This window comes from Sulfuritalea sp. (assembly GCF_017302275.1).
In the GTDB taxonomy this organism is placed as follows: Bacteria; Pseudomonadota; Gammaproteobacteria; order Burkholderiales; family Rhodocyclaceae; genus Sulfuritalea.
In genome coordinates this window covers 24,627-38,762 of sequence record NZ_JAFLDR010000029.1, presented here as the reverse complement: position 1 = coordinate 38,762, position 14,136 = coordinate 24,627, and the positions used below count along the sequence as shown (strand labels likewise).

General features: G+C 67.4%; 10 protein-coding genes. 5 read left to right on the top strand and 5 right to left on the bottom strand.

Annotation, left to right across the window (positions count from 1 at the left end; genetic code table 11):
- Nucleotides 1–52: 52 nt before the first annotated feature.
- Nucleotides 53–3,418, bottom strand: coding sequence for a DEAD/DEAH box helicase (locus J0M27_RS15055; protein WP_294993345.1), 3,366 nt, complete (start codon nt 3,416–3,418; stop codon nt 53–55).
- 281 nt (nt 3,419–3,699) lie between these two features.
- Between J0M27_RS15055 and J0M27_RS15050 the strand changes: the two genes are divergently transcribed.
- From J0M27_RS15050 to J0M27_RS15030, 5 genes are all read left to right on the top strand, one after another.
- On the top strand, nt 3,700–4,752 hold the full coding sequence (locus J0M27_RS15050; RefSeq protein WP_294993342.1) for a MoxR family ATPase: 1,053 nt from the start codon (nt 3,700–3,702) through the stop codon (nt 4,750–4,752).
- Entirely contained in the window at nt 4,745–5,983 is a 1,239-nt protein-coding gene (locus tag J0M27_RS15045) for a VWA-like domain-containing protein (protein WP_294993339.1), read from the top strand. The genes J0M27_RS15050 and J0M27_RS15045 overlap by 8 nt, the downstream gene beginning before the upstream one ends.
- Entirely contained in the window at nt 5,980–7,017 is a 1,038-nt protein-coding gene (locus J0M27_RS15040) for a hypothetical protein (protein WP_294993336.1), read from the top strand. The genes J0M27_RS15045 and J0M27_RS15040 overlap by 4 nt, the downstream gene beginning before the upstream one ends.
- A complete protein-coding gene (locus J0M27_RS15035) occupies nt 7,014–7,259 on the top strand; it encodes a hypothetical protein (RefSeq protein WP_294993333.1) in 246 nt (81 codons plus the stop codon). Before J0M27_RS15040 ends, J0M27_RS15035 begins: the two co-directional genes overlap by 4 nt.
- Before the next feature lie 171 nt (nt 7,260–7,430).
- Nucleotides 7,431–8,258 (top strand): nickel transporter, encoded by an 828-nt coding sequence (locus tag J0M27_RS15030; RefSeq protein ID WP_294993330.1) that lies wholly within the window; start codon nt 7,431–7,433, stop codon nt 8,256–8,258.
- Between the two features lie 15 nt (nt 8,259–8,273).
- Here the strand turns inward: J0M27_RS15030 and J0M27_RS15025 are convergent, their stop codons facing one another.
- From J0M27_RS15025 to J0M27_RS15010, 4 genes are all read right to left on the bottom strand, one after another.
- On the bottom strand, nt 8,274–8,909 hold the full coding sequence (locus J0M27_RS15025) for a VOC family protein (RefSeq protein ID WP_294993327.1): 636 nt from the start codon (nt 8,907–8,909) through the stop codon (nt 8,274–8,276).
- A 7-nt stretch (nt 8,910–8,916) separates the two neighbouring features.
- Nucleotides 8,917–9,399, bottom strand: a complete 483-nt coding sequence (gene nikR, locus J0M27_RS15020; RefSeq protein WP_294993324.1) for a nickel-responsive transcriptional regulator NikR — start codon at nt 9,397–9,399, stop codon at nt 8,917–8,919.
- 46 nt (nt 9,400–9,445) lie between these two features.
- Entirely contained in the window at nt 9,446–10,357 is a 912-nt protein-coding gene (locus tag J0M27_RS15015; RefSeq protein WP_294993321.1) for an HD domain-containing protein, read from the bottom strand.
- A gap of 124 nt (nt 10,358–10,481) precedes the next feature.
- Nucleotides 10,482–13,880: an ATP-binding protein gene (locus J0M27_RS15010; protein ID WP_294993318.1), complete on the bottom strand. Its 3,399-nt coding sequence runs from the start codon at nt 13,878–13,880 to the stop codon at nt 10,482–10,484.
- Between the last annotated feature and the right edge of the window lie 256 nt (nt 13,881–14,136).

The window sequence follows — 14,136 nt, the reverse complement described above, 5'->3', positions numbered from 1 at the left end:
GTTGGGTGGTGATTCAAACGATGGCGGATTTTCGCATGCGATTCCGCCGCGCCTATCCGAGCGGCTGGAATAGCACGTCGAGGTCGCCTGCGGTGATCAGGCGGCTGCCGGCGACGACCTCCTCGCCCCTGGGGCCGCGCATCAACTGGTCGGCCAGGCCGCGCTTGCGGTCCTGCAGGGCAAGGATCTTTTCCTCGACCGTGCCCTGCGTCATCAGCTTGTAGACGAACACCGGCTTGTCCTGGCCGATGCGATGGGCGCGCGCGGTGGCCTGCTCCTCGACCGCCGGGTTCCACCACGGGTCGTAGTGGATCACGGTGTCGGCGGCGGTCAGGTTGAGGCCGGTGCCGCCGGCCTTGAGGCTGATCAGGAACAGCGGCACGCGGCCCTGCTGGAAATCGGCGATCGGGGTTTCGCGGTCGCGGGTCTGGCCGGTGAGGCGCGCGTAGGGAATGCCGTGCTTTTCCAGCTCGACTTCGATCAATGCCAGCATCGAGGTGAACTGCGAGAACAACAGCACCTTGCGCCCCTCGTCGAGCAGTTCAACCAGCATTTCCATCAGCGTGGCCAGCTTGGCCGAATGCGCGTGGCCCTTTTTCACCAGCGCCTCCGCGGCGGGCAGCTTGACCAGGCGCGGATCGCAGCAGATCTGCCGCAGCTTGAGCAGTGCGTCGAAAATCATGATCTGGCTGCGGCCGACGCCCTGCTCGGTCAGCGCCACGCGCAGCTTGCGGTCGAAGGCGACGCGCAGGGATTCGTAGAGGTCGCGCTGGCCGCCCTCGATCTCGACCCAGCGCACCATCTCGGTCCGTGGCGGCAGATCCTTCAGCACCTGCTCCTTGGTCCGCCGCAGCAGGAAGGGCCGCACCCGCTCCGCAAGCTGGCTGCGCATGTCCTCGTCGCCGAGCTTCTCGATCGGCGTGCGATAGACCTGGACGAAGCGCTTGCCGTTGCCGAGCAGGCCGGGCAGCAGGAAATCGAACTGCGCCCAGAGTTCGCCGAGGTGGTTTTCCAGCGGCGTGCCGGTCAGCGACAGGCGATGCCGCGCCTTCAACTGGCGCGCCACCTGGTGCGACTGCGCCTTGGGGTTCTTGATGAACTGCGCCTCGTCCATCACCAGCAGGTGCCATTGCTGTGCCAGCAGGGTCTCACGGTCGCGCACCAGCAGCGGGTAGGTCGTCAGTACCAGATCGGCGCCGGCAATGTCGGCGAACAGGTCGGCGCGGTCCTTGCCGTGCAGCGTCAGCACCTTGAGTTCGGGCGCGAACTGCGCCGCCTCGTCGCGCCAGTTGGCCATCAGGCTGGTGGTGGCGACCACCAGGCTGGGACGGTCCGCACGCCCGGAGGCTTTCTCGAGGTGCAGGTGGGCCAGCGTCTGCACCGTCTTGCCGAGACCCATGTCGTCGGCCAGTATCCCGGCCAGGCCGTATTCGCGCAGGAACTGCAGCCAGTCGAGGCCGTCCTGCTGGTAGGGGCGCAGGGTCGCGGTGAAACCGGGCGCCGGCTCGCGGCGGGTGATGCCGGAGAAGTCGCGCAGGCGGCGCCCCAGCGCGCGCAGTTCCTCGCCGCCGATCCAGTGCGTCGGCAGGTCGTCGAGCCCGGCCAGCGCCGCGGCGTGGTGGCGCGAGAGGCGCGGCCGCTCCTCGTCGAGGAATTCGAGCAGCGGCAGCAGCCAGGCCTTGAGCCGGCCGGCCGGCACCGGCAGGATGCGCCGTGCATCCAGCGCGACGGGGAAATGATCGGCGTCGTCGAGGCTGCGTACCACGCCAAGCAGGTCCGGCTGTTCGCGCAGCAGGCGCAGCAGCGGCGGCACCAGACTGACGCGTTCGCCGCCGACGCTGACACCGAGGTCGAGATCGAACCAGTCGTTGCCGACGCTCTCCTCGACCGCGACGAACCAGTCTTCCGCCTGCGCCAGGCGATATGGGAAGTCCGCCGCGAACTCTACCTTGATGTCCTGCCGTTCCAGTTCGGGGACGCCTTCATTGAGGAAGCCGAGCCAGCCGACGACGTCGCTGCGGCGCGGCATCAGGCCGTCGGGCGTGCCTTCGATGCGCTGGTAACTGCCCAGGGCGCGCTGCCAGCTTTCGAGTCCGACCGATTGCAATTGGCGCCAGGCAATGCCTTCCGTTTCCAGGTCGCGCTGCAGCGTGCGCCACTGGCCATCGACGCGCTGCCGCATGAAGGGCGACGGCTGTTCGCTGCCGAGCACGTCGAGGCCCTGCGGATAGTCGAAATGCAGCACGGCAAGCGCCATCTCGTCGTGCAGGCGGCTCATGGCCAGGTGGCGGAAGCGTCCCAGGGTGAGCACCACGCGTGCGGCGGGCTGGCCCGCCGGCACGGCGTCGGAGGCATCGGGCAGCGGCAGCGACAGCCGCCGCTGCTGCGCCAGTTGCGCCAGCTTCTGCCGCACCAGCGGCGCCTCGGCTTCGTTCAGCGGCGGCGCGTGCAGAAGTTCCCGCAGCAGGTGTCCGGAAATCTCGCTGCGCAGTTCGCCCATGCTGCCGCTCGCCGTGTCAAGGTAGAACAGCGGCGTGGTCGGAATCCGTTGCAGGCCCGGCGGCAGGTCGATCGCCAGTTGCTGCAGGCCGGCCGCGTTGTGCAACCAGTGCAGTTCGAGCGGCAGTGGCGCACCGGCCGCCAGCGGCAGCTCGACCAGCCCCGCAAGATAGAGCCGACCGGTGCGCAATGCCAGTCGCAGCAGCAGCGCGCCGGTCTCACCGGTCACATCCACCGCCTCGTTGTAGTAATAGCCGCCGCCGGCCTGCAGCGCGAGGAACAGGCGCAGCGGCGCGATATCCTCGTCGAGGATGAAGTCGCGGTGGCTGCGCGCGGCGCCGAGGTCGTAGGGCTGCGGGCGGTAGCTGGCCGGCTTGCCGTAGCCGCCCTTCTTCAGCGGACGGCTCTTGCCCAACGTGAGGCTGGGCGGATTTCCCGATTGCAGCAGATAGACCACCCGAGGCTGCGGACGCGATTCCGGTCGCGGGCGGGCTTCCGGAATGTCCAGTCCGGCGATCCAGTTCAGCACCGCCACGCCCGGCTCCGGAAAGTCGCCCCCTTGCGGCGGGACGGCGCCATACCCAGCAGCCAGGGTCGCGAGATCGGCACCCTGCCCCAGGCTCAGCAAGGTCGCGACGACATGCTTGCAGTTCTCCTTGACCGGGCACATGCAGACGTTGTCGAGGTCGACGACCGCGCCCTCTGGGTCGACTTCAAGCCAGAGATCGACTTCATAGGGACGCGCTCGCGTCCCCTGCACTTCCGCTTCGACATGGACTTCGCCCGGCGCCCGCGCAACACGGACGATGCGCACCCGGCCTTCGGCGGCATAAGTCCGGCCGCGTTCGATGGTCCTGGCGTCGAACTGGTCTTCGAAGTCGGCGGGAACATCGCTTTGAGAAATCGGAATGGCGGACATGCGCGGCTTGGACTCGGGAATCGGGCGGGTCGATGACCTTAGCACAGACCGCCGGCGGAAGGTTTTTCGCGAACGATGCGGGCGAGGCGCTAGAGGACTATGCGAGCACCCGCGGCATTCGCGACGCCCCTTCCGTTCGTCCGATTACTTTTTTCAAGCCATTGATAAAAATATGTTTTAAATCAAGTGACGCGGAATTCGTTTAGGCTATCCGCCCGGCGCGCGCGGTACCGCACCTCCCCGCCGATTTTTTGCGAACCCAACGATTCCGGACCCTGCCGATGCGTCCCGCACAACTTTCCTTCGTCCTCGAACGCGAATTCCTCAGCACCGCCGAGGGCCACCACACGCCGGTCATGCTCTGGGGTCCGCCCGGTGTCGGCAAGTCGCAGATCGTGGCCCAGGTCGCCGCGCGCCATGCCGTGCCGGTGATCGACCTGCGCCTCTCGCAGATGGAACCTTCCGACCTGCGCGGCATCCCCTTTCGCACCGGCGACACGGTTGACTGGGCGGTGCCCGCGCTGCTGCCCGACGCGACGCGCCACGGTCCGCGCGGCGTGCTGTTCCTCGACGAAATCACCTCGGCGCCGCCCGCCGTGGCCGCCGCCGCCTACCAGCTGATCCTCGACCGGCGCCTCGGCGACTACCACATCCCCGCGGGCTGGGCCATCTTCGCCGCTGGCAACCGCCAGGGCGACCGCGGCGTCACCTATGCCATGCCGGCGCCGCTGGCCAACCGCTTTTCGCACTTCGAATTGGACGTGAACCTCGACGACTGGGTGAGCTGGGCCTACGCCAGCGGCATCGATGAGCGCATCATCGGCTTCCTGCGCTTCAAGCCGGAACTGATCTTCGACTTCGACCCGGCACGCTCGCTTGCCGGTGAAATGGCCTTTCCCAGCCCGCGCTCGTGGGAGTTCGCGCATCGTGCACTGACAAAGTTCGGCGACCGCCTCGACCTGCTCGGCGGCGCGCTGGCGGCCTGCGTCGGCCAGGCGGCGGGGATCGAGTGCGCAGCCTACGTGGAAAGCGTCGACCGCCTGCCCGACCTCGATGCCATCGTCGCCGGACGCCCGGCGGCGGTGCCGACCGAAATCGACCTGCAATACGCCGTGGCCGCCGCCCTCGTCGGCCGTGCGCTGCGCGCCCGCGATACGCCGCAGGCGGCCGAGGTCTGGGGCCACATCCTCGACTACGCGCAACGCCTGCCCCTGCGCGAGATGGGCGTGATGCTGGTGTCCGACCTGCATCGCGGCGTCGGCGCCAAGCTGTTCGCGGTGCCGCAGTTCTCCGGCTGGGCCCATGCGGTGGCCGACCTGATGCTGTATGACTGAAGTCCCGGAACCGGCCGCCACCCGCGCCGCGGCGATGCTCGCCGCCGCACGAGCGAGGCTGATCCTGGACAAGCCCTTCCTCGGCGCGCTGGTGCTGCGCCTGCCGCTGGTCGCCGCCGGCGAATGGTGCCGCACCACCGGCACCGACGCGCGCAAGCTCTACTACAACCCGCAATGGATCGCCGGCCTGAGCGCGGCCGAGGTGCGGTTCGCGCTGGCCCACGAGGCGCTGCATTGTGCGCTGGGCCATTTCGCGCGGCGCGGCCACCGGGTGCAGCGGCTGTGGGATCTGGCCTGCGACTTCGCGGTCAACCCGCTGCTGCTGGACGAAGGCCTCAAGCCGCCGCCCGGAGCGCAGGTGCTGAGCCTGTACCACGGCATGGCCGCCGAAGAGATTTATCCCTGCCTCGACGACAGCCTCGACCAGGAAACCCTGGACGACCACGCCTGGGACGGCGACGACGGTGGGCAGGGGGATGGCCAGGGCGGAAGCGGAGAAGGCTCAGGCAACGATGCCCCGCAGAAAGTCGGCGCTGGCGACACGGCGAACGAATCCGCGGCAGCGCCACCGCCCCCGCTGTCGGCGCGGGAAAAGGACCAACTGCAGCAGCAATGGCAGCGGCATCTCGCCGCCGCCGCGCAGCGCGCGCGCGAGTCGGGAAAGCTCTCCGCCATCCTTGCCCGCCTCGCCGACGCCACCCTGGCACCGCAAGTCTCGTGGCGCGCGGCGCTGGCGCAATACCTGTCGCAGGCGGCGCGCGACGACTACAGCTGGGCGCGGCCCTCGCGGCGCAGCGGGGAAAGTCCGGGCGACGCCCTCCTGCCCAGCCTGCGCAGCCGCGCCGGCGACATCGTGGTGGCGCTCGACACCTCCGGCTCGATTTCCGACGCCGACCTCGCCGCCTTCGTCGGCGAGCTCAACGCGCTCAAGGGTACGCTGCCGGTGCGCATCAGCCTGCTTGCCTGTGACGCGGCGCTGGCACCCGATGCACCCTGGATCTGCGAGCCCTGGCAGGAGCTGCACCTGCCGCGCCGCTTCGAAGGGGGCGGCGATACCTCGTTCGCGCCGGTCTTCGACTGGATCGAGGGCGTAGGCGCGCGGCCCGATGCCCTGGTGTATTTCACCGACGCCGAGGGCGATTTTCCCAAACTGGCACCGGACTACCCGGTGCTCTGGCTGGTCAAGGGCAAGGCGCCGGTACCCTGGGGCCTCAGGATCCAGCTCAATTGAAGGCCGAACTCGCCGCCGAGGACGCACTGCGCCTCAATATCCTGCTGGCCGGCGAGCTGCACGCGGTGCGCATCGACGAGGGAACGATGACGCTGCATGCGCTGACACCGAAGGGCGAGGCGCGCATCACGCTGAATCGCAATTGCCGCGCCGACCTGTACCTGATGCGGGTGCGCGAACTGCTCGGTGGCCATGCCCTGGATTCGCCCGGTGGCTACCCGGTGCACCTGCGGCACTGGACGCGCATGGGGCATGCCAGCCCGAAAAACCTGGCCGCCCTGCTCAAGCTCGGCGAACCGGAGGCGGTCACCGCCGTGGCGCTGGCGCCGACTCTTGACGACGAACTGGCGCGCCGCGCCTGGTGGGCGCTGCCGACCATGGAAGTGGCGCGCAGCATGCTCGAACATGCCGCCGTGCGGCAGGGAAGGATGGGGCCGGTGCTGGCCGGATTCCTGATCGAACACCTGCCATTCGAGGAGGACCCGATCCTCGCCATGCATTCGATCCGCGCCGTGATCGGCGCCGATCTGCTCGACGACACCGCCGCCGAACAACTCTGGGCGAAAGCCCGGCGCCGCCCACACTACTTCATCGGCTTCCTCGAACACCGTCCGGATGCGTTGCCGGGCGGCACGCCACGCGAGCTGCCGGGCGACCTCCTGGCGCTGGCTGCGGCCGGCGAACCCTGGGCGCGGTTGCTGGCCCGTTGCCGCTCGGCGAGCGGCCAGAGTTTCCTCGCGGCGACCGAGTTGGTCATGGAAAAACCGCCGGCACCGGACGCGGTGTACCTGCTGCTGGACATCGTCGGCAACTATTTCGCCGCGCTGCGCGGGCTCGAAGTTCCGCCCCACATGAAGGGAGAGCGCCTGCCGGACGCGCAGGCGATGGCCGCCCTGGCGGGCCTGTCGGACGCCTCCGCCGCGCCCATCCTGACCCGAACCAGCGCGGTCGGTGCACTGATGCGGCGCCACCTCGAACCGCTGTTTGCGCCGCTGCAGGATCATCTGCGCGTGCTGCGCGGGAGCCCACCATGAAGGGCGGCGTGTATCTGGATGCCGAGGCGCCGCAACTGGTGCGCGCGCAGTTCGCCGTGGTCCATGCGCGGCGCGGATCGCGCAAACGCTTTGCCGAGACCTGCGTCGATATCGTGGCAGACGAGGCCACGGCGCTGGCCATGGCCGACCCGGCGGGCAACCTCCATGCCGCCGAGGTGATGGGGCCGTCGCGCTCGTCCGAGGGCTTTCGCTTGTACTACCTGGTGCGCTGGCTGGACTGATTCGGCGGTTAGCTTGTCTGAAAACGCCGCATAGCGACTAACCGGCCAAGATCGATGGATCGCAGCTAACCCACTGGTGCACAAGCAGTTGTTCCGTGGCTACGGCCGGGCATGGATTTTGTATGAGGTTTTCAATAGACTTCATACCGACTTCCAACGAGGACCCGCGACATGGATCTGCCCACTGAATGGTTTGCCCTGCTCGGGCTGGTTTTCATCCTCGGCGCCAAGCACGGTCTCGACGCCGACCACCTCGCCACCATCGACGGCCTGACCCGCCACAACCTGCGCTGCATGCCGGCACGCGCCCGCTGGTGCGGCTCGCTGTTCTCGCTGGGCCACGGCGTCGTGGTCATGATGATCGCACTGGGCGTCGGCCTGGCCTCCGCCGCTTGGCAGGTTCCGGAATGGCTCGACGACCTCGGCACCTGGATTTCCATCGCCTTCCTGACCCTGCTCGGCCTGCTCAACCTGCATGCCGTGCTCACCGCCCCGGCCGACGCCATCGTGGCGCCGCTCGGCATCAAGGCCGGCCTGCTCAGCCGCCTGCAGGCGACCTCGCATCCGCTGGCGATCGCCGCTGTCGGCGCGCTGTTCGCGCTGTCCTTCGATACCGTGAGCCAAGCCGCGCTGTTCGCCGTGACCGCGACCCGGCACGGCGGCGTCGGCCACAGCCTGGCCCTGGGCTTCGCCTTCACCGCCGGCATGCTGCTGGCGGACGGCGCCAACGGCCTGTGGATCGCCCGCCTGCTGCGCCGCGCCGACCATCGCGCGCGCATCGCCTCGCGAGTCATGGGGCTGATGGTCGCCGCCATCAGCTTCGCCGTCGCCGGATTCGGCCTCGCGCGCTGGCGGCAGGCGGACATTGCCCAGTGGTACGAAGGCAAGGAATTGCTGGTCGGTTGCGGCGTGATCGTCCTGATCGGCGCCAGTTTCGTGCTCGGCAACTGGCTGGCGCGCGGCACGCGACTGGCCGCCGCCGGCGGCACGGCGAACTGACGCCCTCGCGCCACATCAATCGAGTTCGACGAGGCCCCGCGGGCAGCGTACGTAGGCCACCATTTCTGCCGCTTCGCCGGCAGCGCAGGGCTGCAGGTCCAGCCGGGTATCAAGGCCGAGCGCAGCGAGTCGGATGCGAATATCCGCCGGTCCGGGATGAAAGGCTTCCAGTTTCATCAGCGCGCAATCCGCGCCCGGCAGCCGGTCGGCGGGATGGAACGGCACATCCCACTGGATCAAGGTCGGCACCAGGCCGTCGCCCGGCAGGCTGCCGCCACGAGGAACGCTTATCCGCCAGCGAAAATCGCCGCGTTCCATGTCCAGGATTTCGCTGGACGCCTCGCCGCATGCGGCAGTGTCGCGCACGATGTCGTCGCTGCGCGCCACCCAGTGGATCAGGCGCGGACGATCCACCGGCAGCTCAAGGCGATCGAGGTCGAACCAGCGCGGCCGCCCCGGCGGCGACGCTTGCGGGTCGATCGCGATCAGTTCGAGATAGAAGCGCTCGCCGAGCTTCAGCAGGCGATTGTGGGTGCCCATCCGCGCGTGTTTCCCGCCGCCGGTGAGTGTCGCACCGAGTTGCCGTTCCAGCCATGCGGCGCCGGCGACGAGGTCACGCGCTGCGAGGACGAGGTGATCGGGAACCGCCACGGCGCGATCAGGTTTTCGGCTTCAGATGGACGTGGCCATGGCCGCTGCCGGCGGGGCGGTAGCCGTGGCCGTGGCCGTGGCCGGTGTCGATCTCGACGTCGATCAGGTTGAGCTGGCCGTGGCGCACGCCGCGCTCGGCGATCAGCGAATCGGCAAAGCCGCGCACGGCGGCAGTCGGCCCACGCAGGATCACGCTTTCGAGGCAGTTCTCGTGGTCGAGGTGGGCGTGCAGCGTCGCCACGGTAAGGTCGTGCTGGCCGTGCTGCAAGGCCGTCAGCCGCTCGGCCAGGTCGCGCTCATGGTGGTTGTACACGTAGGAAAGGTTGGCTACGCAATGCGTCGCCTCGCCGCGCAGCTGGCGGGAGCTTTCCAGGTGGGCGCGCAGCAGGTCGCGCACCGCCTCCGAACGGTTCTGGTAGCCGCGTTCGGCGATCAGCCGGTCGAATTCCGCGGCAAGGTCGGCATCCAGCGAAATGGTGATGCGCTCCATCAGGATTCCTGCCAGGCCATGCGCCTTGCGCAATATGTCTTTGTCGTCATCTCCCGCCCTTCATATCCAGCAGCTTTTCAACCACTTGCCCACGGCGCAGATGTTCCAGGCGATGGTCGCGTTCGACCGCGACCACGCGCTCGAGGTAGCCCAGGTTGCGGTCTATCGATTCCTGGTAGAAGTTTCTCCCGATGCCGGTCTGCTGGTCGAAGTGCCGACCCAGATGGGCAGACAAGCCATTCAGATCCTGCTCCAGGCGCGTCTTGGTGGCGCGGTAGAAGGCAGTGGTCTTTTCCAGCAGGTCGTGGATGTCGGCGAAGCCGCCCATTTGCGCTTCCTCGAACTCGTAGTAGAGGAACAGCACGCGTTCGAGGTATTCGCGATTGGCCATCTGGCCGATCAGGTCGGCGGTTGCCGTGGCATAGGCGGCCCGTTGCTGCTGCACGTTGTCCAGCCGCACCCAGTCCGGGTGCTTGCGATGGTCGGTGAGCAGGATCACTTTCACCGTCACGTCCACTAACTTGGCCGGCATATCCTGCAAGTGGCGGCGTGCGAACTCTACGCCGCGCAGCACGTGGTTGTCGGTGAACTGGGCGCCGGTCCCGCTCGCCTCGTCATCGCGCATCAGGTAACCGACGTCGTGCATCAGGGCGCCTATCAGTGCGGCGTCGATATGGTCGCCATCCAGCCCCTGTCCCGCGAGCTGCATGCCGTGCAGCATGCGCGCCGTGCACAGCACCACTTCGTTGGTGTGGGTGCGGTTGTGGTAAAGGGTCTTGAGCTTCTGGTAGCCTGGCAGGTCGCCGGCAAAGGCGCGATCCAGCAGGGAAAAGGCCGCATCGACACGCGTCAGGTCGTGTCCCGGCGCAAAGCGGCGGACGATGGCGTCCACCTGGGCTTCCACCTCTTCGGTATCGCTGACATTGCCGAGCGCGGCGAAGGGACTGTCGATAGTCATGAAATGCGTCTTCTCGCTGTGAATTCGCAATGACGGGGCGCAGCGCGCATGGTAGCAACCAATCCGGCCGGATCAGCGTATCGGACCTGCTTTCCGGCTCCGAGCTCCTGCCGCAGGAACCCGGTCACGAGGCCGACGGCACGGCACCCGTCGCCTTGCCCATCCGGGCAGCAAGTGCCGCGAGGAACTCGTCCATGAGGTCCGCGAGGCGCAGCGCCATGGCCCCGGCATCGTCGCGGCGTTCGCGGGCGGCCGCTTCGGTTTCCACCGCCAAGCTGTGCAAGCGAGCGGCGCTGAAATTGGCGCTCATGCCCTTGATGCTGTGCGCGGTGAAGGCAAGGGCGTCGAAGTCCAGCCGCCCGGCGGCGTCGCGCAGCCGGACGGGAGCCGTCGCCTGCGACGCGAGGGCGATGCCGACCAGCTTGTCTACGAAGGCCTGGCGGCCCTGGTACTTGCCGAGCATGGCATCCCAGTCCACCAGTCCGCCGCCTGTCGCAAGAGCCGGCGCCCCACGGGCACTTGCTTCGGTCGCTGGCGGCACGATGTCGTCCGCCACCGGCGGCGCCCACCAACGGGCATGCCGGCGCAGCACGCGAACCAGGCTGTTCAACTCGATCGGCTTGGTCATGTGCTCCTTCATGCCGCTGTCGAAGCAGCGCTGGCGCTCCTCGGCAAAGGCATGCGCGGTGAGTCCGATCACCGGTAGCGAGGGATGCAACTCGCGCAGGCGCCTGGCCAGCTGGTGGCCATCCATGTTCGGCATCTGGATGTCCGTGAGGACTATGTCGGGCCCGTCCGCGGGCATGGCGGCAATGCGTTCCAGCGCCTGCAAGCCGTCGTCGGCACAGATCAGCTGCGCGCCTTCCTGCCCCAGCAATTCCTTGAGAACAGCCTGGTTCACCGGATTGTCCTCGGCGACGAGGATGCGCATGCCGTCGAGGCTCCGCGTCAAACGCGTCACGTCGGCGACTGCAGGGAGGACGTCACCCGCATCGACGGCTGCCGGCGCGGCAGCCGCGACCAGGCGCAGCACGAATTCGAACTGGCTGCCGCTGCCGGCGGCGCTCTCGACCTGCAGCGTGCCGCCCATGAGTTCCACCAATCGCTTGCAGATCACCAGCCCGAGGCCGGTTCCGCCGTAGCGGCGCGTGGTCGATCCGTCGGCCTGCTCGAAGGGCAGGAAGACACGGGCGACTTGCTCGGCGCTCATGCCGATTCCGGTGTCGCGCACCCGGAAACGCAGCGTGTCGCCAATCCGGTCGACCGCAAGCACGACTTCGCCCCGAGACGTGAACTTGATCGCGTTATCAAGCAGGTTGCCAAGCACCTGGGACAGTCGCAGGAAGTCGGCCTGAAAGGCCTCGGGCAGATCCGCGCCACGTTCGAAGCGCAGGATCAGCCCTTTTTCCTCCGCGCGCGCCGCACAGAAGCCCAGGACGCGTTCCGTGAGTCGCCGCAGGCTGACGGCTTCCGTTTCGACCGAAAGCTTGCCGGCCTCGATCTTGGAGAAATCAAGGATGTTGTTGATGATGCCGAGCAGGTGTTTTCCGGAGTCGAGCATCTGGTCGAACAATCGGCGCACCGGCGCTCCTTCCGTTTCGCGCTGGCCGACCTGGGCCAGGCCGAGCACGGCATTGAGCGGCGTGCGTATCTCGTGGCTCATGTTGGAGAGGAATTCGGATTTCGCGGCGTTGGCTGCGTCGGCCTCCTTCTTCGCATCGTCGGCTTCGTCGCGCGCGGCGATCAGGGCTTCTTCGGCCGCCACGCGCTCGGTGATGTCCTGCACGGTACCCAGCATGCGTACGGCCTGCCCACTGCCGTCGAACATCACCTCGCCGCGGCCGTGAATGTGGCGCACGCCGCCATCCGGCCAGACCACCCGGTGTTTGCAGTCGTACCAGCGCCCGCCCCCGATGGCCGTCTGCAGAGCCGCCTCCAGCTGCGCCACGTCGTCCGGATGAACACCGGCACGGAACAGCGCGTATTCCGGCGTCGCAACGCCCGGCTCCAGGCCCCACAGCCGGAAATGCTCCTCGGACCAGCGCAGTGCGCCGGAAACAGGGTCCCAGTCGAAACTGCCGAGGTGGGCGATTTCCTGCGCACGGCGCAGTTGCTCCTCGCGCTCCTGCAATGCAACCAGCGCCTGCTCCTCGTTCGTAATGTCGCGAAAGGTCCAGACCCGCGACACGCCGCCGTTGCCCATGATGGGTGCGCTGCGACGCAAGAGCATGCGGCCGTCGTTGAGCGGCACGCGATCTTCGTGGGGCGTCGACGAGGCGAGGATTTCGCCGATGCGGGCGACTTCGGCATCCGGATCGATGAACAGCTTGCGCGCCGCAGAAATGATCTCGGCGCGACCGGTATTCGGCGCCTCCTCCAGCGGAATTTTCCAGATGCGGAAGAATTCGTCATTGGCGAACAGCAGGTGCCCGCTCGGGTCGCGGCCGTCATAGGCGAAGATGCCCTCGCCAATGCTCTCCAGCGTGCGGTGCAGGTTATCGACGCTGATCTTCAGGGCCTGCGCCGCCTGCTTCTGGTCGCTGATGTCCTGGATCGTGCCGCTCAGGCGTCGCACCTTACCATCGACGAACTGCGGTTCGCCGATGGTTCGCACCCAGATACGGCGGCCGCCGGCGGTGACAAGTGGCAGTTCAAGGTCATAGGCAATGCCCCGCTCGGTGGCATCGCGCAAGGCGGACTCGATCATCGGGCGCGCTTCTGCGGCGTAATAGCCGGTGGCCTCGTCCACAGCGGGCGCAACTCCGGGCTGGATCTCATGGATGCGAAACACTTCGGTGGTCCAGGTCAGCTTGCGGCTCGCCAGGTCGAGTTCCCAGCCACCGACCTTGGCCATCCGGCCGGTACTGTCCAGCAGGTGGCTGTTGCGGCGTATCGTCTCGGCCATCGCCGCCTCGGCCTCGAGCCGGGCGAGGTTGCCGCTCAAGCCCCGCACTTCCTCGATTCGCTGCCGATACGAGCCTATGAAAAAGCGGATCAGGATGGCCGAGATCACCATGACAGTGGCCTGTACCACCCAGTACATGGCTGGCGGCGTCGGCGGCTGCGCCGGCAGCACGCCCCGCGATTCCGCGATGACGAAGCCCAGGGTGGCCGTCATGCTGAGCGCCGCCATCACCATTGCGCTGCGCGTACCAAGCAGCCAACCGGCCATGACGACGAGCAAGGGAAGAGCAATTACCACCGGCGTGCGCACACCGCCATTGAAGACGCAAATCGTCGTGGCAACGATCCAGGAACCGACGACCAGCACCAGCACACTGGTCCTGACCCGTCCGCTCGCCTCGAACATCCACGCCGCCACCCCGACCAGCAGCAGAATACCGGGCCCAACCATGCGCGCATGCTGCTCTGGCGCGTAGAGCAGTACCACGGCAAGGAATCCGATGGCGCCGACGCAGATGGCGAGTATGGCGCGACGCAGGAAGCGGCGCGATGGCACCCAGTACATCGGCTCGGCGATGCCTTCAGGCCCCTCGGCGGAGGCGCGGTTCGATGGGCCCATGAAGTAGTCTGGATGGTTTCGCGCCGGTCCTGTTGCAGCCGGACGCGCGTTGCTGTCGGGTGAATTACCCACTTTGGAAATCGGTAAATTATAACAAACGTAATATGACACCGATTGCCGCTTCGCAGCCATTCGCGCCAATCAACTTCACGCGGTCGCGGCCGTCAAGGTTCTGTTCGAGGAGAAGTCTTGATCCAGATTAAGCTGCATGTATTTAAAGGCGATATGCTGCAATGCACTAGCCGTTCCGCAGGCC